Below are 23,747 nucleotides of genomic sequence, written 5' to 3' on the forward strand. Positions count from 1 at the left end.
ATGGATGCCTGGTCCCGTAGTCTCGAGCGCCTCGAAGCGGAGTTCCCGCCGGAAGACGTTCACACCTGGTTGAAGCCACTGCAGGCCGATCTGCGCGTGGACAGCCTGGTGCTGTATGCACCGAATGCCTTCATCGTCGACCAGGTACGCGAACTGTACCTGGCCCGGATCCGCGAACTGCTGGCCCACTTCGCCGGTTTCAGCGACGTTTTTCTTGAAATCGGCTCGCGCCCGCGGCCGGTGGAGGCGCAGAACGCGCCGGTTTCCACGCCGTCGGGACATGCTTCCAGCGAACCGCAGGTTCCGTTCGCCGGCAACCTGGACAATCACTACACCTTCGCCAACTTCGTCGAAGGCCGCAGCAACCAGCTGGGCCTGGCCGCTGCCTTCCAGGCGGCGCAGAAGCCGGGCGACCGTGCGCACAATCCGCTGCTGCTGTACGGAGGCACCGGCCTGGGCAAGACCCACCTGATGTTCGCCGCCGGCAACGCCATGCGCCAGGCCAACCCGGGGGCGAAGGTGCTGTACCTGCGCTCGGAACAGTTCTTCAGCGCGATGATCCGGGCCCTGCAGGAAAAGACCATGGATCAGTTCAAGCGGCAGTTCCAGCAGGTGGACGCGCTGCTGATCGATGACATCCAGTTCTTCGCCGGCAAGGACCGCACCCAGGAAGAGTTCTTCCACACCTTCAACGCGTTGTTCGATGGCAAGCAGCAGATCATCCTCACCTGCGACCGCTATCCGCGCGAAGTCGAAGGCCTGGAAGCGCGCCTGAAGTCGCGGCTTGCCTGGGGCCTGTCGGTCGCGATCGAACCGCCGGACTTCGAGACCCGCGCCGCGATCGTGCTGGCCAAGGCGCGCGAACGCGGTGCCGAGATTCCCGATGATGTTGCGTTCCTGATCGCCAAGAAGATGCGCTCCAACGTGCGCGACCTCGAGGGCGCGCTGAATACCCTGACTGCCCGTGCCAATTTCACCGGCCGTGCGATCACCACCGAATTCGCCCAGGAAACCCTGCGCGATCTGCTGCGCGCCCAGCAGCAGGCGATCAGCATTCCCAACATCCAGAAAACGGTTGCCGACTACTACGGCCTGCAGATCAAGGATCTGCTGTCCAAGCGCCGGACCCGTTCGCTGGCTCGTCCGCGCCAGGTCGCCATGGCCCTGACCAAGGAGCTGACCGAGCACAGCTTGCCCGAGATCGGCGACGCCTTCGCCGGTCGCGACCACACCACGGTGCTGCATGCCTGCCGGCAGATCCGCACCCTGATGGAGGCCGACGGCAAGCTCCGCGAGGACTGGGACAAGCTGATCCGGAAGCTGAGCGAATGATGCACGTCCGCCGATAAGGCGTCATCGCATAAAACGGTGCAAAATCCGGTAGCAAGCGCGGGACAGGGTGTGGATAAAAAAGCCGTTCGATTTCGCGGTAAATTTATCCACAGCTTTCCCCACCCCTTGGGGGCTGGTAGTGCAGAGGGTTTCGAGGCCTGAAACTTCTTTTATTACAAAGACTTAGCTGTGTTTTCCAGCGATTCTGGCTCTACCATCACCACCAAGCTTTTGATTTATTCCACATCTTTTTAAAGCATAGGGGCACGGAACCACATGCGTTTCACACTGCAGCGCGAAGCCTTTCTCAAGCCGTTGGCACAGGTCGTCAACGTGGTCGAACGCCGCCAGACCCTTCCGGTTCTGGCCAATTTCCTGGTCCAGGTGCAGAACGGCCAGCTGTCGCTGACCGGTACCGATCTGGAAGTCGAAATGGTGTCGCGGATCGCGGTTGAAGATGCGCAGGACGGCGAAACCACGATCCCAGCCCGCAAGCTGTTTGAGATCATCCGCGCCCTGCCCGATGGCAGCCGGATCACCGTCTCGCAGACCGGTGACAAGATCACCGTGCAGGCAGGCCGCAGCCGCTTCACGCTCGCTACCCTGCCCTCCAACGACTTCCCGTCGGTGGATGAAGTGGAAGCGACCGAGCGCGTTGCGATCGGCGAAGCGACCCTGAAGGAGCTGATCGAACGCACTGCGTTCGCGATGGCCCAGCAGGACGTGCGCTACTACCTCAATGGCCTGCTGTTCGACCTGCGTGGCGATGCGCTGCGTACGGTTGCCACTGACGGTCATCGCCTGGCCCTGTGCGAAACCGATCTGGCCAAGCCCAGCGGTTCCAAGCGCCAGATCATCGTGCCGCGCAAGGGCGTGACCGAATTGCAACGCCTGCTGGAAAGCGGCGACCGTGAGATCGAGCTGGAAGTCGGTCGCAGCCACGTGCGCGTCAAGCGCGACGATGTCACCTTTACCTCAAAGTTGATCGATGGCCGCTTCCCGGACTACGAAGCAGTGATCCCGATCGGCGCCGATCGCGAGGTCAAGGTGAACCGTGAGTCGCTGCGTGCGTCGTTGCAGCGTGCGGCGATCCTGTCCAACGAAAAGTACCGCGGTATTCGCGTGGAAGTCTCGCCGGGCAACCTCAAGATCAGCGCGCACAACCCGGAGCAGGAAGAGGCCCAGGAAGAGATCGAAGCGGACACCACCGTCAGCGACCTGGCCATCGGCTTCAACGTGAACTACTTGCTGGATGCCCTGTCCGCCCTGCGCGACGAGGAAGTCATCATCCAGCTGCGCGATTCCAACTCCTCGGCGCTGGTGCGTGAATCCAGCAGCGAGAAGTCGCGCCACGTGGTGATGCCGCTGCGTCTCTGACATCAGCGCTGTTTCACGTGGAACCGAACGACGCCCGGGATCTTCCCGGGCGTTTTTTTTGTTCCACGTGGAGCATCGTCACCTGGATCTTTGCGGAGCTGAGTCATGCCCGCTGGTTCTTTCAGATGCTCCGCTTCTCTTCGATCACTCGTGGCGTGAAGTGCTGCCTGCATTGACGAAGAGCTTCACTCACCTCGAGGCCTGCTTCCAACGCAATTGCGATCATGTCGAGGGCGAGTTGTGCGGGTGAATCCGCAGATCGAGGGAGCGCTTCCAGGAAAGCGGAAGTCGCGACGATTTGGGTATGGCTCAACGATCGATCTGCAGTGCCTGCTGACGCGACTGTCCACAGGGTTGATTCCGGGGGATTCGGGCCCTGCCAAGCTTCTAAATCTGGGTATAAATCTAAAGCATGGTGGTGATGGTAGGGCCAGATTTCGTGGAGAAACAGCCTATCTTTATGATTTAAAAGAGATTTATTGGCCTGAAACCCCCTGTATAGCGGGCCCTGGGGCTGGGGGGGAACCTGTGGATAGTTTCGAACTGAGCGCTGAAGGCCTTTTTTATCCACAGATTGCCCATACCTTGTGTATAAGTCATACAGTCCTGCTGTGGATAGCGTGAAACGGCAATGCGAATTTCTTTGAAATCTGTGGAACCTCGCGGGCCAGGGCTTCCCGGATTTCAAGGAATCTGCAGGTGTAGATCCGGTGGCGGCTGGTGCCGGCTGCTGAAGATCCTGTAAGTGGCACTGAAATCGTTGAAATCTGCGGGTCAACCCCCTGCCACGGCGCACAGATTTGAAGGATTTTTCGCTGGGTGCGGGCCTTGGCATCGCCGCTACGGCAACCGTTGTCCACGTGGAACCCAGCATTGGGTCAGCGCCAACGGTGTCCTGTGTGCCAAGCATCCAGCTGCAGCCGCTGGGCTTGACCGATGCAGTAAGCTGATGGATTCCCCGCTCCTCTACCGCCCTGTGCGGATGGTCCTTCGCGCCCCATGCAGATCCGCCGCCTCGCCCTGCACCAACTGCGTCGCTTCAATGCGGTGGACCTCTCTCCGCAGCCGGGCTTGAACCTGCTGACCGGAGACAATGGCGCCGGCAAGACCAGCATTCTTGAGGCCCTGCACCTGATGGCCTATGGGCGCAGTTTCCGCGGCCGGGTACGTGATGGCCTGGTCCGCCAGGGGCAGGAAGCGTTGGAGATCTTCGTGGAATGGGATGAACAGCGCGCCAGCCACCCTCCTCATCGGCGAAAGGCCGGTCTGCGCCACAGTGGCCAGGACTGGAAGGGACGATTGGATGGCGAAGACGTTGCCCAGCTCGGCAACCTCTGTGCTGCCTTGGCGGTGGTGACCTTTGAACCAGGCAGCCACGCACTGGTCAGCGGGGGCGGCGAACCCCGCCGCCGGTTCCTCGATTGGGGCTTGTTCCACGTGGAACCGGATTTTCTATCCCTGTGGCGCCGCTACTCCCGGGCGCTCAAGCAACGCAATGCACTGCTCAAACAGGGCGGGCCTTCGCGGATGCTGGATACCTGGGACCACGAGCTGGCCGAGGCAGGCGAACCGCTGACCAGCCGCCGCCAGCACTATCTGGAACGGCTGCAGCAACGAACCGTGGCACTTGCGGCGGAACTGGCTCCCCAGCTGGGTATCCAAGCGATGGAACTGAGTCCGGGCTGGCGTCGCCACGAGTTGCCGTTGGCCGATGCGCTGCTGCTGGCCCGCGAACGCGACCGCCAAGCGGGCTATACCTCGGTCGGGCCGCACCGGGCGGACTGGAGCGTGGACTTCCACAGTATTCCTGGCCGTGATGCGCTGTCCCGTGGCCAGGCCAAGCTGACAGCCCTGGCCTGCCTGCTGGCCCAGGCCGAAGACTATGCGGAACAGCGTGGGGAGTGGCCGGTCATCGCCCTGGATGATCTGGCCTCGGAGCTGGATCGTACCCACCAGGCACGGGTACTGGAGCGGCTGCTTGGCGGGCCGGCCCAGATTTTCGTCACCGCTACCGAAACCCCGGTGGCGCTGCAGGAACTGACCCACATCGCCCGGTTCCACGTGGAACATGCACAGATCGTGGCTGTGCCATAGTGGGCACAACAGGGCCGCTCGACCCCGGCTGGTATAATTTGGGTTGGAATCCTTTCATTCTCGGAGCATCGCCCAAAGCGGTGCCCGACCTGCGGAGCCTACGGCAAGCGCAATGAGCGACGAACAGAACACCCCGGCAAACAACGGCAACTACGACGCCAACAGCATTACGGCCCTGGAAGGCCTGGAGGCTGTCCGCAAGCGCCCAGGCATGTACATCGGTGACGTCCATGACGGCACCGGCCTGCACCACATGGTGTTCGAGGTGGTCGACAACTCCATCGACGAAGCCCTCGCCGGCCATGCCGACCACGTGGCGGTGACGATCCACGCCGACGGCTCGGTTTCGGTGTCCGACAACGGTCGCGGCATTCCGACGGGCAAGCACGAGCAGATGAGCGCCAAGCTTGGCCGGGAAGTGTCCGCTGCCGAAGTGGTGATGACCGTCCTGCACGCAGGCGGCAAGTTCGACGACAACAGCTACAAGGTTTCCGGCGGCCTGCATGGCGTCGGCGTCAGCGTGGTCAACGCGCTGTCGCAGAAGCTGCTGGTGGACGTGTTCCAGGGCGGTTTCCACTACCAGCAGGAATTCAGCAACGGCGCCGCGGTCACCCCGCTGGCAAAGCTGGAGAGCACCACCAAGCGCGGTACCACCGTGCGCTTCTGGCCCTCGACCGTGGCGTTCCACGACAACGTGGAATACCACTACGACATCCTGGCCCGTCGCCTGCGTGAGCTGTCGTTCCTGAATTCCGGCGTCAAGATCGTGCTGGCCGACGAGCGTGGTGATGGCCGTCGCGATGACTTCCACTACGAAGGCGGCATCCGCAGCTTCGTCGAGCATCTGGCCCAGCTGAAGACCCCGCTGCACCCGAACGTCATCTCGGTCACCGGCGAGCACAACAACATCGTGGTGGATGTGGCGCTGCAGTGGACAGACTCCTACCAGGAGACGATGTACTGCTTCACCAACAACATCCCGCAGAAGGACGGTGGTACCCACCTGGCCGGCTTCCGTGGCGCGCTGACCCGTGTGCTCAACAACTACATCGAGCAGAACGGTATCGCCAAGCAGGCCAAGATCAACCTGACCGGCGACGACATGCGCGAAGGCATGATCGCGGTGCTGTCGGTGAAGGTGCCCGATCCCAGTTTCTCCAGCCAGACCAAGGAAAAGCTGGTCAGCTCCGACGTGCGCCCCGCCGTGGAAAACGCCTTCGGCGCGCGGCTGGAAGAGTTCCTGCAGGAAAACCCGAACGAAGCCAAGGCGATCGCGGGCAAGATCGTCGACGCCGCGCGTGCCCGTGAAGCCGCGCGCAAGGCCCGCGACCTGACCCGCCGCAAGGGCGCGCTGGACATCGCCGGCCTGCCGGGCAAGCTGGCAGACTGCCAGGAAAAGGATCCGGCACTGTCCGAACTGTTCATCGTCGAGGGTGACTCGGCAGGTGGCTCGGCCAAGCAGGGCCGCAACCGCAAGAACCAGGCGGTGCTGCCGTTGCGCGGCAAGATCCTCAACGTGGAACGCGCGCGCTTCGACCGCATGCTGGCCTCGGACCAGGTCGGTACGCTGATCACCGCGCTGGGTACCGGCATTGGCCGTGACGAGTACAACCCGGACAAGCTGCGCTACCACAAGATCATCATCATGACCGACGCCGACGTTGACGGCGCCCATATCCGCACGCTGCTGCTTACGTTCTTCTACCGTCAGATGCCGGAGCTGATCGAGCGTGGTTACGTCTACATCGGCCTGCCGCCGCTGTACAAGATCAAGCAGGGCAAGCAGGAGCTGTACCTGAAGGATGACCCGGCGCTGGACAGCTACCTGGCCAGCAGTGCGGTGGAAAACGCTGCGCTGGTTCCGGCTGCCGGTGAACCGGGCATCGAAGGCCTGGCGCTGGAAAAGCTGCTGCTGACCTACGCCGCCGCGCAGGATTCGATCGAGCGCAACGCGCACCGCTACGACCGCAACGTGCTCGAAGCACTGGTCGACTTCGTGCCGATGGATATGGACAGCCTGCGCAATGCTGGCGAAGGCGAAGGCCTGGATGCACTGGCCAAGCGCCTCAATCAGGGCAGCCTGGGCAGCCCGCGCTTCACCCTGGAGCTGCAGGAAGCCAACGAGCAGCGCCCGGCAGCCGTGCTGGTGACCCGCCGTCACATGGGCGAAGAGCTCATCCAGGTGCTGCCGCTGTCGGCCTTCGAAAGCGGTGAACTGCGTGCGATCCACCAGGCGTCGACGCTGCTGCATGGCCTGGTCCGCGAAGGCGCGATCATTTCCCGTGGCGCCAAGTCGATCGAAGTGGACACGTTCGCCAAGGCACAGAACTGGCTGCTCGAGGAGGCCAAGCGCGGTCGTCAGATCCAGCGATTCAAGGGTCTGGGTGAAATGAATCCGGAGCAGTTGTGGGACACCACGGTGAATCCGGAGACCCGCCGACTGCTGCAGGTGCGTATCGAAGATGCCGTCGCAGCTGACCAGATATTCAGCACCCTGATGGGTGATGTCGTCGAACCGCGTCGCGATTTCATCGAAGACAACGCGCTGAAGGTCGCAAACCTGGATATCTGACACAATCGGATCATGGCCGGTGCGCGGGGAGGTGCACCGGCTTTCGACCCTTGAACGCAGGTACCTGATGTCCGCTTCCGCCCCGGTTTCCGCCCCGCCCCCGGTTCCGCCGGCCTCAGTCGCGCCGCGCGCGGGTTCCCCGTTGGCGGGCTTCTTCATCGATCTGGGCATTGCCGCGGTCACCCTGTTCGGCCTGAGCATGGTCACCGGCCTGCTCTGGGGCTTCTATCGCGCCATCGTGGTTGGTTATGCCAATGCACAGGCAAATGGCGGCGCCCTGTCGCCGGCAGAAACAACAGCGGCCGTCGGCCAGCCCGGGGCCCTGGCGCAGATCCTGATGGCCCTGATCGCCACCGGTGGAGCCGCCCTGCTCCTGTACTTCTGGCGACGCCCGGCCAATGCGGCCGAACGTCTGGCTTCACGACAGGCGCTGCGGCGGCCCTCGACCTGGGGCTGGACCGTGCTGGTGGCCCTGTTGATCGTGCTGGGCAGCAACGGCATCGCCTTTCTGGCCAAACAGTTTGGCATCGCGCCGGTGCCCACCAACGTGGAACTGATGCAGAACGCGATCGCGCGTTTCCCGCTGTTCCTGGTGCTGTTCGCAGTCGTGCTGGCGCCTGCCTACGAGGAGCTGCTGTTCCGCCGCGTGCTGTTCGGCCGCCTGTGGCAGGCTGGCCGTCCCTGGCTGGGTGTCATCCTCAGCAGCCTGGCCTTCGCGCTGGTCCACGAAGTACCAGGGGTGAGCAGGAATTCACTTCTGGGCATGGCCCAGCTGTGGCTGGTCTACGGCGGCATGGGCGCCGCGTTCTGCTGGCTGTACCAGCGCACCGGCACGCTGTGGGCGGCGATCACAGCCCATGCACTGAACAACGCTGTCGCACTTGCCGCTATGGTGTTCCTGGGATCAACGTAACGCCGTGTCCGCTTGACGAAAGATTAAGCCGTTACGCTACACACTGCGCATATGAACACGGGGGTGCACCCATGAAACACCTGCTGCTGGCCCTTGTCATCACCACGTTGGTCAGTGCTTGTGCGACCACGACGTCACCCACTGGCCGTCGGCAGATGGTCGGTGGCGTGTCACAGGCGCAGCTGGACCAGCTCGGTGCGCAGGCATTCGCCGAGACCAAACAGAAGGAAAAGATCAGCACCGATGGCCGCCAGAACGGCTATGTGCAGTGCGTGGTCAACGCCCTTGTCGCGCAGCTGCCGCCTCAATACCGTGGCGTACGGTGGGAGACGGCGGTGTTCGTCGACAAGGAGCCCAACGCCTTCGCCCTGCCCGGTGGCAAGGTTGGTGTGAACACCGGCATCTTCACCGTGGCCAAGAACCAGGATCAGTTGGCTGCCGTAATCGGCCATGAAATCGGCCACGTCATCGCCCGCCATCACGAAGAACGCATCACCCGCCAGATGGGCGCACAGACCGGCCTGGCCGTGCTCGGTGCGCTGGCCGGTGCCGCCTACGGGGAAGGCGCCGCCAGTACGGTCAACCAGCTCGGTGGCATGGGCGCGCAGACCGCTTTCCTGCTGCCGGGTTCGCGCACCCAGGAAAGCGAAGCCGACGTGATCGGCCAGCGGCTGATGGCGCAGGCGGGGTTCAACCCGGCGCAGGCGGTCGATCTGTGGCAGAACATGATGGCCGCCAGTGGCGGTCGTAGCCCACAATGGCTGTCCACCCACCCTGATCCGGCCAACCGGATCCAGGAACTGCGACGCGATGCACCGGGCCTGACCCCGGTCTATCAGCAGGCGCAGGCGGGTGGGCTGCGGCCAAAGTGCGGATGAGTGCGCAGTTTCATGCTGTATTGCAGCACATAAAACGATTTCTCACGCCATCTGTTTCTGATACGTTTGGCGGCTCAGATTTTTCTGACAGTCCGACTTTGCCGCTAACCGGCGGTTCGATCGAGGTGAACGATGATTTTCCGTAACCACAAAGCAGTGCTTTCCGTCCTCGTCGCGACCGCCCTGACCGGCGCCGTGGTCACCGATGCCTTCGCGCAGTCCTCGCGTTCCTCCGAGCGCGGCAACCGCGGTGGCAGCAGCAAGCAGGCCAAGGCCGAGGCGCTGTACCCGAACGCGACCCGCCAGGAGCCGTCGGTCAAGGCCTCGGCCAAGATGGGCAGCAAGCTGCAGAAAATGATCGACAGCTACAACAAGGAAAAGTTCCCGGAGACCCGTACCCAGGCCGACGCAATCTTGGCTGACAGCGCCGCGAACGAGTACGACAAGTCGCTGGCCGCGCAGCTGGCCTCGCAGGCCGCCTACCAGACCGACGACACTCCGGCTGCCGTCGCCTACCTGAAGCAGGTCCTGCAGTTCAACGGCCTGGACAACAACGGCCACTTCCAGTCGATGCTGATGCTGGGCCAGCTGGAGCTGCAGGAAGACAAGACCGCCGAAGGGCTGGCGACCCTGGACAAGTACTTCGCCGAGAGCAAGTCCACCAAGCCGGAAGAACTGATTGCCAAGGGCCAGGCGCTGTACCAGCTGGAGCGCTACCAGGAAGCGATCCCGGTGCTGAAGCAGGCCATCGCCGGCTCCGCCGAGCCGAAGGACAACTGGAACCAGCTGCTGATGGCGGCGCTGTCCGAAGCCGGCCAGTCCGGTGAAGCGGTCAAGGAAGCCGAGGCGCTGGCCGCCAAGAATCCGAATGACAAGAAGGCCCAGCTGAACCTGGCCAACATGTACATGCAGGCCGATCAGATGGACAAGGCTGCCACGGTGATGGACAAGCTGCGCAGCAGCGGCCAGCTCACCGAAGAGCGCGAGTACAAGCAGCTGTACTCGATCTATGCCAATACCGAGCACAAGGAAAAGGACGTCATCGCGGTCATCAACGAAGGGTTGCAGAAGGGCATCCTGAAGCCGGACTACCAGGTCTACCTGGCGCTGGCCCAGTCCTACTACTACTCCGACCAGGTGCCGCAGGCGATCGATGCGTGGCAGAAGGCCGCCCCGCTTTCCAAGGACGGTGAGACCTACCTGAACCTGGCACGCGTCCTGCATGCCGAAGGTCGCGTCCCCGAGGCCAGGCAGGCCGCCCAGCAGGCGCTGGCGAAGGGCGTGAAGAACCAGGCTGATGCCAAGAAAATCATCAACCTGAAGTAAGTAGGAATAACGCCTGAATGCCTGCACAGTTGATGCGCAGGCGCTCAGGATTGGTATAAGCTTGGAGGTTCCTGCGGTGTCATGCACCGCTGATCAGGGATTCCGCCCCCGGCATCCCGGCCCCACTATTGAGCTCTTGGCGCATGACGGAACAACTAGTCGTTCACCGGTACGAACAACCCGATGACAAGGGGCTGAGCTGGCCTCGCATCGTCGGCATCGCGTTTGTAATTGCCCTGCATCTGGCCGCCTTCATGATGCTCCTCATCCCCGCCGTGGCTCCCAAGGCCGTGGCTGAGAAGGAGCGTAACGTCATGGTGACCATCGTAGACGCGCCGCCGCCGCCACCCCCGCCGCCGCCGCCGCCGCCGCCGACGGATACTCCGCCGCCGCCGGTGAAGAACCTGTCGCCGCCGAAGCCGTCGCCGGTTCCGCCGCCGCCGCAGGCGCCGGTCGTGGACGTGCCGGAGCCGCGCCCAAGCGACATCGTCACCCCGCCGTCGCCGCCGTCGCCGCCGGCTCCGCCGACCTCGATCGAGGCCAGCGTGGACATCTCGTCGAAGGCCATGAACCCGCCGCGCTACCCGCCGGCAGCCTTCCGCGCTGGTATCCAGGGCGAAGTGATCCTGATCATTGATGTCGATGCCAGCGGCAACGTCACCAATGTCACGGTGGAAAAGTCCAGCCGTAACCGCGACCTGGACCGTGCTGCGATGGAAGCTGCCCGGAAGTGGCGTTTCAACGCCGCCGAAGCTGGCGGTAAGAAGGCTGCTGGCCGCGTCCGCGTCCCGGTCAACTTTGCACTGAACTGATGCGGCCCGGGTGGCCAGCTGGCCACCCTCGCCCCTGGTTCGATTGTTTAGCTTAGCTACACCCTTTATCACCACACACAACAAAGGTAAGCGTCATGCTGCAGGAAATTTTCATCGCCGCTGCTGCCGGGGGCAATCCGTCCAACGCCCTGTCGCAGATGGGCTTCGAGCATCTGATCCACGAAATGACCACCAAGCCGGGTGATTTCGCGGTCTCCTGGGTCGTGCTGCTGACCCTGGTCGTGATGTCGGCCATGTCCTGGTACTGGACCGTCATCAACATCTTCCGTGCTACCCGCCTGAAGAGCGCCGCTGATCGCGTCGTCAGCCTGTTCTGGGATACCCCGAACGCGCAGGACGCCATCCGTGCGATGGAAGAGCAGCCGGCTTCGGAGCCGTTCTCGAAGATCGCTCTGGACGCTGCCCAGGCAGCTGCCCACCACCAGCGCGCTGAAGGCGGCGCCACCGGTGGCGTGGGTGAGAACCTGAGCCGCTCGGAGTTCGTCGACCGCGCCCTGCGCCAGGCCGTGACCCGCGAAAGCAACAAGCTGCAGTCGGGCATGACCCTGCTGGCCACCGTCGGTGCGACCGCTCCGTTCGTCGGTCTGCTGGGTACCGTGTGGGGCATCTACGGCGCGCTGATCAAGATCGGTGCCACCGGCTCCGCTTCGATCGACGCCGTTGCCGGCCCGGTGGGTGAAGCGCTGATCATGACCGCGATCGGTCTGTTCGTCGCGATCCCGGCCGTGTTCGCCTTCAACTTCTTCAGCAAGATCAACAGCGCGACCATCAGCAAGTTCGATACCTTCGCGCACGACCTGCACGACTTCTTCGCCACCGGTTCGCGCGTCCGCTAATTGCGACGCGCTGTACCTGCGACGAAGTAAGTAGTCACCAAGATCTAGACGGAGCCCGTTATGGCTTTCAGTAGTGGTAACAGCGGCGGCCCCATGGCCGACATCAACGTTACGCCCCTCGTGGACGTGATGCTGGTGCTGCTGATCATCTTCATCATCACGGCGCCCCTGATGTCCCACAAGGTCAAGGTGGATCTGCCGGAGGCCAACCTGGTCCAGAAGCCGGACGACACCAACGACCGCAAGGGTCCCATCACCCTGGCAGTCAAGGAAGATGGCTCGATCTACTGGAACGACGAAGAAATCAACAAGCAGACTCTCGAGTCGCGCTTGGCGACCGCCGCCCAGCAGACCCCGCAGCCGCCGCTGAACCTGCGTGGTGACCGCACCACCAAGATGCGCGTCATCAACGAGATGACCAAGATCGCGCAGGAACAGGGCATGCTGGACGTCGGCTTCGTTGCGACCAAAGAAAAGGGGCAATAAGCCATGGCATTCAGTAGTGGTGGTGGCAAGGGCCCCATGGCAGACATCAACGTCACGCCCCTCGTGGACGTGATGCTGGTGCTGCTGATCATCTTCATCGTGACCGCGCCGATCATGACGTACCCGATCGCCGTGGACCTGCCGCAGCGCGTGCTCAACCCACCGCCGCAGCTGGTCGAACCGCCGCCGCCGATCGAGTTGAAGATCGACGCCAGCAACCAGGTCTCGTGGAACAACAGCCCGATCAATGCGAGCGAGCTGCAGCAGCGGATGGAGCAGGAGGTCCAGCGTGACCCGACCAACCAGCCGGAACTGCGTATCGACGCCAGCCCGGATTCCGAGTACGACGTGATGGCCAAGGTCCTGGCCGCCGCGAAGAACGCTCAGATGAAGAAGATCGGTTTTGTGCAGCAGTAAACGCAACACCGCAATACAACAGTCATGACGCGACTGCAGACGCCCCTGGAAACAGGGGCGTCTTTTTTTGCCCGTTGGGGTCAGATTCCTTTTCAACAGGAAGAGGGATCTGACCCCATCAGGCTGCACGCGCCCGTTATGATCGGCGGATGCTCGCCCTCTTCGACTCCCTGCGCCACTGGCTGGATGGCATCGCCCACCTCGGGACGATCCTGGCGGTGGCCTATCTGCTGTACCTGTTCGCGCTGGCGGGCTGGATCATGCTGCAGAAGCGCGAGCCGGTCGCCACGCTGAGCTGGATCCTGTCGCTGGCGCTGCTGCCGTACCTCGGCCTCTTCATCTACTACCTGCTGGGCCCGCAGAAGGTGAAGCGGCAGCGCCTGCGTCGCGGGCGTGCGCGCTCGGGCATGGAGCATTACAGCGACGTCTGCCCGCCCGATGCCGACTGCACCGAGCTGGCCAAGATCGCGCAGGCCACCACCGGGCTGGCACCGAGCAGTGCCACCGAAGTGACCTGGCTGGTGGACGGCGCAGCCACCTACGCCGCGCTGCTTGAAGCTGTCGCGCAGGCACGCGATCACGTGCATCTGGAGTACTACATCTTCAACCCGGACCATGCCGGCACCGCGCTGCGCGACGCGCTGGTGGAACGTGCGCGGGCCGGCGTGCAGGTGCGCCTGCTGCTCGATGCGGTGGGCTCATCCGCCCTGCCGCGGCGCTTCCTGCAACCCCTGCTCGATGCCGGTGGCGAAGCGATCTGGTTCCACCCACGGCAGCTGTTGAAGCCGTTCAAGCGCCCATGGTTGAACCTGCGTACCCATCGCAAGCTGGTGATCGTCGATGGCCGCCTGGCCTTCACCGGTGGCATCAACATCACCGACGACGAGGACGAAAGCCGCAGGACCGATGCATACCGTGATCTGCACATGCGCATCCGTGGCCACGTGGTGCGAAGCCTGCAGCTGGTGTTCGCCGAGGACTGGCTCTACGCCAGTGGACAGGATCCATCGCGGATGGATATCGCGCGCCTGTGGCCAGCCGACATGCCCCTGCGGGGCGAAGGCCCGATCAATGCCCAGGTACTGGTGTCCGGCCCGGATTCGGGCTGGGAGACCATCCATCGCCTGCACGTGGCGGCCATCCAGGAAGCGCACGAACGGGTATGGCTGGTCACGCCCTACTTCGTCCCGGGCGAAGCGGCGCGGATGGCGTTGACCTCGGCCGCGCTGGGCGGGCTGGACGTGCGCCTGCTGGTGCCGAAGATGAGCGACTCCTGGTTCGTCACCCAGGCCGCGCGCTCCTACTTTGACGAACTGCTGCATGCTGGCGTGAAGATCTACGAGTACGGCCCGCGCATGCTGCATACCAAGGCCTTCATCGCCGATGACGACGTCTGCATCGTCGGCAGCGCCAATTTCGACCACCGCAGCTTTCGGCTGAACTTCGAACTATCGATGATGATCAGCGATCGAGGTCGTGTTGCCGCACTGGCCGAGCTGCTGCAGGGCGAATTCGACCGTGCCACCCGGGTGAATGACCAGGCCGGCCGTTCGCTGTGGCTGCATCGCCTGCCGGAGGCGTTCGCACGGCTGGCCTCGCCGCTGCTCTGACGCAGCGCTACACTGCGGCGATCATCCGGGGAGCCCGACTATGTACTGGTTGTACCTGCTGCTGGCGCTGGGCTGTTTCGCCTTCGCCCTGAAGACGCCCAATGCCGGGTTGATGACCCTGTGCCTGCTGGCCGCCCTCGCCTTCCTGCTGGCCTGGGTACGCGGCCGCTACGTGGCCCGCTTTGGCGATCTGCAGCGCGACCCCGCTACCCTGGTCGATGCCGAGGAACTGCGCCGCCTGCGCGAACAGGCCCAGGCCCGTCGCAATGCCGCCCCCGACGAACACGATCCGTCCCCTCTTTCCAAGTAGTTCCGTTCCATGACCCAGCTCAGCGTCAACGTCAACAAGATCGCCGTCCTGCGCAACTCGCGCGGCGGTGCCGAACCGGACGTGGTGCGTGCCGCCCAGGCCTGCCTGGATGCCGGCGCGCATGGCATCACCGTGCACCCGCGGCCGGACCGTCGCCACATCACCGCCGAGGATGTGCTGGCCCTGTCCACGCTGACCCGTGCCCGTGGCGTCGAATTCAACATCGAAGGCAACCCGTTTGCACCGCCGCGCGAGGGCTACCCCGGCCTGCTGCCCTTGTGCGCACAGACCCGTCCAGCGCAGGCCACCCTGGTACCGGATGGCGACGGCCAGATCACCTCCGATCATGGCTTCGACTTCGAGCGCGATGCCGAGCGCCTGCGCCCGCTGATCGCGGAACTGAAGGCGATGGGCTGCCGGGTCAGCCTGTTCGTCGATGCCGGCAACCCGTTGCTGGAGCAGGCGGCCGAGGTCGGTGCCGACCGCATCGAGCTGTACACCGGGCCCTACGCCGAAGCGCATGCGGCCGGCGATGCCGATGCGATGCTGGCGCTGTTCGCCACCGCTGCACGCCGCGCGCAGGCCGCTGGCCTGGGCGTCAATGCTGGGCACGATCTGTCGCAGGACAACCTGCGCGATTTCCTGGCCAACGTGCCGGACGTGCTGGAGGTGTCGATCGGCCACGCGCTGATCGGTGAGGCCCTGTACGACGGGCTGGATGCCACCGTGCGCGGGTATCTGGCGCTGCTTTGATGCATTGCAGCCGAGCGTAGGCTCGGCTCTACAAGGTCCCAGCATCAACTGTAGAGCCGAGCCCATGCTCGGCTCAGCACAGTCCTGAACCCTTCAGGCGCCCGTCGCAGCCATTGAGACGGCCGCAGCCTACGCTTCCGCAATGGGTATTGCGATCAAGGGCCGAGGTTCCACGTCCCACCTTGCCGGGCGCTTTGAAAGCACCGTCAGCGAGGCGGTGGACGACGGCTGGGCGGTCGACGAGAGCGAAGAATTCCTTGCTCCGCGCCTGCGTACCGAAGTGCGTGCCGAAACCGCGCGCAGCATCATCACCCGCAACAACTCACCGGACGTTGGATTCAGCCAATCGGTCAATCCGTATCGCGGCTGCGAGCACGGTATCAATACCCCCTGATTGTTCACCAGACAAATGGATATAGATCAATAGTTTAGCGGAGTATCAGTAAACACATCGGCTTGGCAGGAGCGCGCGCAGCAACGGCGAGCTCGCCCCTCTCGGACGAGCTGGCCCTCGCTTTTTAGCTGCGAAGAAAGTTAGAGACCTGCGGCGCGTAGCAAGGCTGACATCGACGTGCCCAGACCATCAGCCACGCGCTCCAAGGTAGCGAGAGTGACGTTCTTTTCGCCACGTTCGATCTTGCTGTAGTAGGCGCGGTGCATTTCGATGTGGTCAGCAAAGACTTCCTGGCTGACACCCAGAGCAATACGATGCGCGCGGATCACATCTGCAAGTTTCGCTTGATTCGTATGCTCGACCATACGAAGCAGCTTGTGGTCCCGGTACTTTAAAGACTACGCCTCTAAAGGTAGTCTACTTATAAGTACTAATTGCCCATCTCATGAACTTTTACCTCGTATGTCCGGAACTGGAGTTCACGCTTGAGGTTCCCTTCTCGCCCATGGGCAGGGAGCAAGTTGCAATGCAGGTGCGTCGGATGCAGGAGGAGGAAGGGCAAGCCAGGGGCTTCGAATGCCGCTTGGCAGAAGAGCTGTCAAAGCTCATCCCGCAACTCACAGATTGGGACATCAAGCCACCCACGGGTGCACAGATGGCGTACGCGACTTCGCTCTGCGCGCAGTTGGGTATTCAACTGCCTGCAGCAACACGTCGATCGCGTGCATTGATGCAAACCTTCTTGGCCGAAGCCAAAGCGCTCCACGGCCAACGTAGCTGACAAAGACTGCACAAGCCGAAGTTGTGGATAAGTTTGGGTAAAACTTTCTCGCCAGATTACCCAATGGCCTACAGCTAGCTGAATTCCAGGGTGTTGCGGTGGTTGTGGTTAGCAATAATACTAACAACCTAATCTTCCCAAGTTGTTGCCATGGAACAGGATGCTCGAAAGGCCCAAGTTCCCCTCAAAGGTAGAGGGGCAGCATCGCGTGTCGCGAGCCGTTTCGATACCACTGCAACAGTGGGAATCGACGATGGCTGGGAATCGGTCTACCAGGAGATGGAAGACGCGCCGCAGTTGAGAACTCAGGTACAGGAAGAGCGAGCGCGAACGGTGATCAGCCGCAACACATCCCCCGACGTTGGCTTCAGCGCGTCGGTAAATCCGTACCGCGGCTGCGAGCATGGGTGCGTTTACTGCTTTGCCCGCCCCTCCCATTCCTACTTGAGCCTTTCACCGGGCTTGGACTTCGAGACGCGCCTATTTGCAAAGACGAATGCCCCGGAGCGGCTCAGAGCGGAAATTAGCAAGTCGAACTACAAGTGCGCCCCAATTGCTCTGGGAATAAACACAGACGGCTATCAGCCGATTGAAAGGAACTACCAAATTACACGCCAATGCCTTGAGGTGCTTGCTGATGCCAAGCATCCGGTGAGCTTCGTCACCAAGAGCGCGCTGATCACCAAGGACATCGAACTGCTGGCGTCGATGGCCAAGGACAGGTTGGTTACGGTCTACTTCTCGGTCACTACGCTCGACAGGAAGCTATCGGCAAAGCTGGAACCGCGAGCTGCCGCTCCCCACGCCAGGCTGCGAGCAATGAATCAGCTGCACGATGCAGGGGTCCCGGTTGGGGTTCTGATCGCGCCTGTCATACCCATGATCACGGACCATGACCTAGAAGCTATCCTTCAGGCCGCTCACGAACACGGTGCCCGGGCCGCTGGCTACGTGCTTCTCCGGTTACCTAACGAGATCAAAGAGATCTGGAGAGAATGGCTCGAGCTGCACTACCCTGATCGGGCCGCGCACGTGCTTAGCTTGATGCGACAGATGCATGGCGGGAAGGAGTACGACGCCAGCTTCGGCACCAGAATGTCCGGAACTGGACCGGTGGCGGACTTGATCCGTAAGCGATTTGAAAAAAAGTATCGTGAGCTCGGTTTCACAAGGCTGCCTGCACTAGCCACTCATCTGTTTCAACCTCCCCAGGAGAAGTCGCCACAAGGTCAACTTTTCTAACCAGACGGAAAGCGTGGTAGCAGCAGTTACGAGCGAAGGATCCAGTCGGAGCGGTGCTTACAGGGACAAGGAGTAACAGGCTCCCGAGTGCTGATACCATCTCCCCGAAACTGAACTAGCCCTTCCTGCGTAGTAAGCTCAGACGGCTCTCTAAACGTATTTGGTTATCCCGCTTCCTCATGACAAGGACTAGCGTATGCCCAAGCAAGTGAGAGGTTTATCAGTCTACCGAAGTACGATTGAGCGATTGCCACAATTTCGTCTCCTTAGCAGCCCACTCACAGAGGACCAGGCGGCGATGCTGGGATTTGACGGCGTTCCGCTAGCGGGTGCTTCCATTGTGCCAAGCGCCGAAGGACCCGCGACGTTCTTCAATGCCCGGGGCAAAGAGATCGTCAGAAAGGACCTTCCGATGATCACCAAGTCTCGATCGATCAACACGTCGTGGAAGGACTGGCACGGGCAAACCCACCACGGCACTCAGACGAGATCTTACGAAACCTATCCCCGGGAACACATTGCACCACCTGGTGAATTCCTCACCGCCGTGGAGACAGACGGTGGTATCGCAATGGCTACGAGGATCATTGATCGGACGGAGCCAGAAGAGAGCATTGCAAATCTCCTCAACCTCTACCTGGAATGCTTCCCACACTTTGAAATCGTTGACCCGAACCTTGCGGTGCCAGTCAGGGTCGAGAAGGTCACCTGGCGCATTCTTCCTCCTGGGAAGTTCCCGTTCGATCGAGCGATGCAGGTGCTGGATAACTATCTGGAGCAGCTTACCGAAAGCGATCGCGCAGCCGCTAGACAGCGCATCCGGACCATCACTCGTCACGAGCCAGACTTTATGGCAGTAGGACTAGGCGGTTTCAGTGAGTACATCGTCTTCGGGTTCACGCGAAAGAGTCGGTACGTGTTCGAGAGCCCGGAGACAGGCAACGCCACCTACATCTTCAGGAACGAATGGGAGGAGGTGTCTCAGCTCACCAAGCGCCAGATCCTCCAAGAGCAGCTACAGGAGGCCCGGATTATCCACACCTCTCGTTGGGCTATAGAAGTCTCAGAAGCAATCCAGCGGAAGTGAGTGGTCGCGGAATGCTCCAGGATGCGTAAACCGAACCAGCATAATTCGCTCTACGCAGTAGGCAGTCACCTAACGACACGATTACTCTGGGTCGAAAGATCCCAACAGGAACTCCTTATGAAGCCAACCATCCTGGCGTTGGACCTCGAAGGTACGCTCATCTCGAACGCAGTCAGTCAGATCCCTCGCCCAGGCCTATATAGGTTCCTTGAGGACGTCCGATCTCAGTTCGAGGAACTTGTGCTGTTCACCACGGTTCCCGAAGCACTCGCCCGAAGCATTGCGGGACTGCTGGCTACGGAAGGCAGTGTACCGGTATGGTTTTCCGGACTTCGCTACATCCATTGGTCTGGAAAGACAAAGGATCTCTCCTATGTCTCCCCCCACTTGGGCGACGCCCTTCTGCTGGATGACCACGGCCCATACGTGCATGACGGCCAAGAGAGCCTATGGGTTGAGATACCGTTGTTTGGCTCTCCGTACTCGGCGGACGACGACGGGTTGCAGATCGCAACTGCACGCCTGACTGATCGCATCATGCAACTGGAGAGTGCATTCAACCCGGCCCGCAGGACCGAAGGCTAGCTTCAATGACAGCGTCGTCTCGATGGCGCTTCGCAAGAGCACACATGTACGGATGGTTCTCTTCCAAAAATGGAACAGATACGGACCACCATGCGAACAAGCCTCAAGTAGGTCTTCCATAGGGTTCGTCTTGGAGACGCCGGAGACGGCAATCGAGAGGCCGCTCTCAGTGGAGGTGCTGCAGGCCTTCTACGGCACCCCTATCTGCGCCGTCAGAAACTAATGTGGAAGCGCCGCACGCACACGTCGTTCCAGCCGATACGATTCGCCGAAGGATGCGCAGTAGCAGGCGCGTCGTCTCCGATCTGCTCATGCCAACTCACTGCCAGCGCGCTTCGGTAGCCATAGACCGCGTGCTATCGACTGCAGGGTCAAGCGGACCCCCAAGTTGGTAGCGAAAGCGAAAATCTCGAGTACGCGATGACCGAATCCGCTGGGCTTTTGCGCACTTCGCCCCCGCTAAAGTTTGGGCTGTCCTTCACATCAAGCGTACCAGAAGGCTCACGATCAGGCGTAAACCACTGAATCAATGACAGTAAAAAACAGATCTGATTCTCATTCCATTTGTTAATGTACCGTAAGGCTCACGCGCCAGAAAATTTTTCGCGTACCTGATAGCTTTCGGCGCCATGGCCTACGACGTCGAAATCTGCACCGCGCATGCGATCACTTCACCAGCGACGGTGACAACGGGTGAGCAAGGCGTGCCCTTGCCCGAGGGCTTCTGCTTTCTAATCAGCAGGTCGGACGGATCACTCGTTCAGCCTGCTTTTGAGTTCTTTGCAGATTCTCATCTCACCATTGACCGGAATCCAAAGCTTGCATGCAGCAAGAATACGACGGCAGCAATAGCGGCTGACCTCACCGACTTCCATCACTTTTTGGACGCAAGGAAAAAGCGCGTCTCGGATGTAGACGAGCAGCTCCTCAAAGCCTACGCGGACACATTGACGGACCTGGACTCCGCGGTGACCCTCGAGAAATTTGCCGCCGCGACCATCCACCGAAGATGGTCGACCGTGACTAAGCTAGTCGCCTTCTGTGTGAAACGGGGCTATCTAAGGAAGCCGCCAGCGCTGCTGAGCAAGCAGACAAAGCGAGGAACTGTTCAAGTTCTCGATGTTGACGTGAATCTGCCCGGGCTGAACGACGCTGACGAGCTCATTACTGCGCTGCATCCCGAGACGGTCGTAGGCGTTCTCGACGAACTAGGCCCTAAACCCGTGGTCGAAAGAAACGGTCTCGTTGAACTGGCGCTCGCGACCACGGCGCAGCGATTGATGGCTGAGCTGTGCTACCACGCCGGGTTGAGGCGGTCTGAAGTGTGCGATCTGCATGCGATCACCGTCCTTAAGACGCGCACCGAAGGGCGCGATCCGCTTTCCGCAGTTGCCATCCCAGTGGTCGGAAAGGGCAACAAGAAGCGCAATGTTCCCGTACCAGTTTGGCTCCTAGAGGCGCTGAAATGCTATGCCAAGGGTACTCGGCAGGCCCTCATTGACCTCCGACTGCGGTACCGCAAGCTGGAGGATCACGGCGCACTATTCGTTCTCGACGTAAACGACCGCAGGCATGCGGGTAGTCCGATAACTCCCCAGACGTTCGATCGCCATTTCGCTCTCGCCAAAGACAGGTTGCTTAAGCGCCTTTCCAAAGAGCCCGACCTGGCGCGCTATGAATCAACGCAGCGAGAGCGGATAACCATCCACGCGCTTCGGCACACATTCGCCCTGTACACGTACATGGAGAAGCGCGCAAACGGCGACATGGATGCGATCAAGTATGTTCAGTCAGTACTAGGGCACAGCCTCAGGGAGACGACCGAGTCCATCTACCTGAGAAGCGCGAATGCCTTCGAGAGCGAAATCAGGGAGTCCATCAGGCTGCACATTGAAGGTCAATCGTTTATGCAACTAGGCGTAGCGGGCGGATCGGCTTGAGCGCAGAGTTCCCCCGTTAATGGACGAGCATGACCTCACACGCAAACGACCAACCCACGCAGAAAGAATCGAATACGGAGGAGAGCAAAACGTGGCAGGAAGAAGGACCGCTCAACTCCGGCACGCCTTGGGAGATGAGGACAAGGTCAGCGCAACGAAGAAATGGGATGTACGCGAGACCGCTGATCGCCTGGAAGCGGCGTTCAGACGCGCCGGCGACCAACGCGACAACATCGTCAACCTCAGCCGGTGGAAGAGCATAGGTGCAGCCGCACCGATCTTCGCCGAAGCGTTCTGCAGAGCCCACAAAAATAGCAGAGAGACAAGTAGATCCTCTTCAGCTAACAACATGGTGAGTGGCCTGGGGCAGTACCTAGCCGCAACAAGAGTGGAGATAAACGGTCCAGATGACGTTCCGATGGACCTGGGCGAATCGTTCCTAACCTATCTGAAAGGAAAGGATGCCACGCACCCGATCACGCTCGCGGTGCAGACACAGCGTCACTACTACGGGACCTTCAAGAAGGTCGTCCTTGCGCTGCACGAGATGGACCCATGCTGGCAGGTGATCCGTATTCCCACAAAGCCGTTCGCAGGCCTGCCACGTAAGAGCAATCCTAAAGAGCTTGACCGTGCGGCTTGGGCCAACGTCATGAAGGCCGCTGTTGAAGAATGCATCTCTACAATGGATGAAGTATGGCCGCTTCTGGACAGGGTACACAGTGCTATTGCTAAGAAGAGTAAGGGCGACGCTGTATCGCTAAGCGACCCGGCGGAGGCAATTGCGCAGATCCTGGCAAACTTTGACGGTCACTTTCCTCGCCAAGCGGAGGTTCGCCAGCTCCCTGGGGTAGGAAAGATCAGTGAAAGTGAGTACTTCCGCCTGAGGAGGCTTGCGCACCCCATCGGTGGTGATCTCATCCCATTCTTCCTGGTACTGGCCATGCACTCGGGGTTCAACGAGCAGCCACTTAGAACACTCACTCTGGATGGCATATCTGAGCACTACCCGCTTGGACGGAAACGTACGGTGATCAAGTCATCCAAGCACAGGGCTGGGGAGAGCGATCAGGGGGCACCACAGCGAGCGGCCTTCCCCGCCAGCGATCACCCGCTAGCCCCGGAAAGATTGATACGTTTCGTCATAGCTTGGACCAGACGAATCAGAGACTACGCTGATGGCGAGCTTGCCAATGACTTCTTCCTGCACGCAGTATCCGAAGGTGGGCGCCACAAGCGCCGAGGAATGCTCATCGATTCCTACTCATGCAGAACCGACGATGTAAACACGCGCGTGACCGGTTACATCACGCTGTTCTGCAAACGAAGGGGGCTCAAGTACTCCGGCTCACGCGCAAATAGGCTTGCGTTCTCTGAAGTGGTTGATGGACTGACCGACGGCGACGCCTTCGAGCTCCGAGCAATGCTGGGCCATCGGCTGCTGTCAACTGGTCAAGACAGCTATCAGACAACCACGATGCAGCGTCGGCAAAAGGAACAGATGGCAGGAGCCATGGCGGCCCAGGAGCGCTGGGTGACTTCAAATGGAAATATTGATACGCGCTCAACCCGGAGTGACCGTGAGCATACGGCAGCCACGCAGGGCTTCTGCTGCGCAGATCCATTCCAAAGTCCGCAACCGGGTCAGCGCCCGGGCAAACTCTGCACCAGCTATGGAGCTTGCCCTGCGTGCCCGCTCGCAGTAGCTGACTCAAACGAAGCCTACGCGCTCGCCCGCTTCCTTCAACTGCAGGAGCTATACGAAGAAGCTAGGGCAGAGCTTGGCAGCGAGATATGGCGGCGAAAGTTCGAGAACGCTTACCTAGCGATCCGCGACTCATGGATTCCCGCTGTGAGCACAAATGCGAATCGACAAGCAGCGGCGATGATCATGCTGACGTCGCTCCCCACACTTGAATAGTTCGGACCGCAGCGTTAGCAGAGCGTCCACTCTAGAGGTAAGGCTATGCCTGCAGTAAGA

The 23,747-nt window shown here is 61.2% G+C and carries 21 protein-coding genes and 1 pseudogene; 21 read left to right on the plus strand and 1 reads right to left on the minus strand.

Annotated elements, in window-relative coordinates:
- From dnaA to ACZK2G_RS00075, 15 genes and pseudogenes are all read left to right on the plus strand, one after another.
- Positions 1-1,332, plus strand: coding sequence for a chromosomal replication initiator protein DnaA (gene dnaA, locus ACZK2G_RS00005; protein WP_046983842.1), 1,332 nt, complete (start codon positions 1-3; stop codon positions 1,330-1,332).
- Between the two features lie 276 nt (positions 1,333-1,608).
- Positions 1,609-2,709 carry a DNA polymerase III subunit beta gene (dnaN, locus tag ACZK2G_RS00010; RefSeq protein WP_006404569.1) on the plus strand — a complete coding sequence of 367 codons (1,101 nt, stop codon included), beginning with the start codon at positions 1,609-1,611 and terminating at the stop codon, positions 2,707-2,709.
- Between the two features lie 999 nt (positions 2,710-3,708).
- Complete coding sequence (gene recF, locus ACZK2G_RS00015; RefSeq protein WP_295381836.1) at positions 3,709-4,803, plus strand: DNA replication/repair protein RecF; 1,095 nt, start codon at positions 3,709-3,711, stop codon at positions 4,801-4,803.
- Positions 4,804-4,915: 112 nt separating this feature from the next.
- On the plus strand, positions 4,916-7,375 hold the full coding sequence (gene gyrB / locus ACZK2G_RS00020; RefSeq protein WP_046983844.1) for a DNA topoisomerase (ATP-hydrolyzing) subunit B: 2,460 nt from the start codon (positions 4,916-4,918) through the stop codon (positions 7,373-7,375).
- A gap of 67 nt (positions 7,376-7,442) precedes the next feature.
- Positions 7,443-8,288: a CPBP family intramembrane glutamic endopeptidase gene (locus tag ACZK2G_RS00025; protein WP_046983845.1), complete on the plus strand. Its 846-nt coding sequence runs from the start codon at positions 7,443-7,445 to the stop codon at positions 8,286-8,288.
- A 71-nt stretch (positions 8,289-8,359) separates the two neighbouring features.
- Positions 8,360-9,166: a M48 family metallopeptidase gene (locus tag ACZK2G_RS00030; RefSeq protein WP_046983846.1), complete on the plus strand. Its 807-nt coding sequence runs from the start codon at positions 8,360-8,362 to the stop codon at positions 9,164-9,166.
- 132 nt (positions 9,167-9,298) lie between these two features.
- Positions 9,299-10,492: a tetratricopeptide repeat protein gene (locus ACZK2G_RS00035; protein WP_046983847.1), complete on the plus strand. Its 1,194-nt coding sequence runs from the start codon at positions 9,299-9,301 to the stop codon at positions 10,490-10,492.
- A gap of 143 nt (positions 10,493-10,635) precedes the next feature.
- Complete coding sequence (locus ACZK2G_RS00040) at positions 10,636-11,304, plus strand: energy transducer TonB (protein WP_012509602.1); 669 nt, start codon at positions 10,636-10,638, stop codon at positions 11,302-11,304.
- Positions 11,305-11,399: 95 nt separating this feature from the next.
- Positions 11,400-12,161: a TonB-system energizer ExbB gene (gene exbB, locus ACZK2G_RS00045; RefSeq protein ID WP_004132614.1), complete on the plus strand. Its 762-nt coding sequence runs from the start codon at positions 11,400-11,402 to the stop codon at positions 12,159-12,161.
- 60 nt (positions 12,162-12,221) lie between these two features.
- The gene (locus tag ACZK2G_RS00050; RefSeq protein WP_012509603.1) at positions 12,222-12,647 is read left to right on the plus strand and encodes an ExbD/TolR family protein; all 426 of its coding nucleotides are present in this window, start codon (positions 12,222-12,224) and stop codon (positions 12,645-12,647) included.
- A gap of 3 nt (positions 12,648-12,650) precedes the next feature.
- On the plus strand, positions 12,651-13,064 hold the full coding sequence (locus tag ACZK2G_RS00055) for an ExbD/TolR family protein (RefSeq protein WP_004132666.1): 414 nt from the start codon (positions 12,651-12,653) through the stop codon (positions 13,062-13,064).
- Between the two features lie 149 nt (positions 13,065-13,213).
- Positions 13,214-14,674 carry a cardiolipin synthase gene (gene cls / locus ACZK2G_RS00060; protein ID WP_136640080.1) on the plus strand — a complete coding sequence of 487 codons (1,461 nt, stop codon included), beginning with the start codon at positions 13,214-13,216 and terminating at the stop codon, positions 14,672-14,674.
- Between the two features lie 40 nt (positions 14,675-14,714).
- Positions 14,715-14,984, plus strand: coding sequence for a hypothetical protein (locus tag ACZK2G_RS00065; protein WP_046986642.1), 270 nt, complete (start codon positions 14,715-14,717; stop codon positions 14,982-14,984).
- Positions 14,985-14,993: 9 nt separating this feature from the next.
- A complete protein-coding gene (locus ACZK2G_RS00070) occupies positions 14,994-15,737 on the plus strand; it encodes a pyridoxine 5'-phosphate synthase (RefSeq protein ID WP_046986643.1) in 744 nt (247 codons plus the stop codon).
- 142 nt (positions 15,738-15,879) lie between these two features.
- Positions 15,880-16,116: pseudogene (locus tag ACZK2G_RS00075) on the plus strand (PA0069 family radical SAM protein); the annotation flags it as partial.
- 155 nt (positions 16,117-16,271) lie between these two features.
- Here ACZK2G_RS00075 and ACZK2G_RS00080 read toward each other — a convergent pair.
- On the minus strand, positions 16,272-16,496 hold the full coding sequence (locus tag ACZK2G_RS00080; protein ID WP_049412847.1) for a helix-turn-helix domain-containing protein: 225 nt from the start codon (positions 16,494-16,496) through the stop codon (positions 16,272-16,274).
- An 80-nt stretch (positions 16,497-16,576) separates the two neighbouring features.
- Between ACZK2G_RS00080 and ACZK2G_RS00085 the strand changes: the two genes are divergently transcribed.
- The 6 genes from ACZK2G_RS00085 (at position 16,577) to ACZK2G_RS00110 (ending at position 23,687) form a co-directional block, all read left to right on the plus strand.
- Positions 16,577-16,912 (plus strand): hypothetical protein, encoded by a 336-nt coding sequence (locus tag ACZK2G_RS00085; protein ID WP_049412845.1) that lies wholly within the window; start codon positions 16,577-16,579, stop codon positions 16,910-16,912.
- A 150-nt stretch (positions 16,913-17,062) separates the two neighbouring features.
- Positions 17,063-18,154 carry a PA0069 family radical SAM protein gene (locus tag ACZK2G_RS00090; RefSeq protein ID WP_100441006.1) on the plus strand — a complete coding sequence of 364 codons (1,092 nt, stop codon included), beginning with the start codon at positions 17,063-17,065 and terminating at the stop codon, positions 18,152-18,154.
- A gap of 298 nt (positions 18,155-18,452) precedes the next feature.
- A complete protein-coding gene (locus ACZK2G_RS00095; protein ID WP_224119313.1) occupies positions 18,453-19,241 on the plus strand; it encodes a hypothetical protein in 789 nt (262 codons plus the stop codon).
- Positions 19,242-19,358: 117 nt separating this feature from the next.
- Entirely contained in the window at positions 19,359-19,826 is a 468-nt protein-coding gene (locus ACZK2G_RS00100; RefSeq protein ID WP_100441008.1) for an NIF family HAD-type phosphatase, read from the plus strand.
- A 629-nt stretch (positions 19,827-20,455) separates the two neighbouring features.
- Positions 20,456-21,766: a tyrosine-type recombinase/integrase gene (locus ACZK2G_RS00105; protein WP_100441009.1), complete on the plus strand. Its 1,311-nt coding sequence runs from the start codon at positions 20,456-20,458 to the stop codon at positions 21,764-21,766.
- A gap of 19 nt (positions 21,767-21,785) precedes the next feature.
- Positions 21,786-23,687 carry a hypothetical protein gene (locus tag ACZK2G_RS00110; protein WP_224119314.1) on the plus strand — a complete coding sequence of 634 codons (1,902 nt, stop codon included), beginning with the start codon at positions 21,786-21,788 and terminating at the stop codon, positions 23,685-23,687.
- Positions 23,688-23,747 lie beyond the last annotated feature (60 nt).

It is taken from the genome of Stenotrophomonas sp. 107298_Sma, from assembly GCF_056480345.1.